The 360-nt window shown below is 71.7% G+C and carries 1 pseudogene; it reads right to left on the bottom strand.

The features are described 5' to 3' along the window. A pseudogene (locus AC1DSF_RS31470) lies at positions 1-191 on the bottom strand (acetate/propionate family kinase); the annotation flags it as partial. Between the last annotated feature and the right edge of the window lie 169 nt (positions 192-360).

The raw sequence follows: 360 nt of genomic DNA, 5'->3' as shown, positions 1-360 counted from the left end.
CCGCCGCCGTGTACCACCCGGTGTCCGACCGCGTCCACGGCACCGGCGCCGCGCACGAACCCGGCGACGGCGCCGGGCGGGATGGCGTCCGGGCAGTGGATGTTCGCCTCCTGCGCGGTCGTTCCGTCCGGGGCGACCACCGACAGCTTCAGACTCGACGATCCGGCGTTGACCACCAGTACGCGTGTCACGGCACCTCCGTCTTCGGTGGGCTGGCCCGGGTCCTTGTCGAGCCTCGCGCACGGCTCGGGAGAGAGGAAAGGGCCAGACGGCTCTAACTCGGCCGGCGCGACACCCGGGATGTCTCGGGCGGACGTTTCCCCCTCTGCCCCGGGACGCGATTTTCACGCCGTCTTGACG

The organism is Variovorax sp. 01N429 (assembly GCF_056399425.1).
Note: the sequence above shows the minus strand (reverse complement) of the source record. Positions and strands in the feature narration are given on the sequence as shown.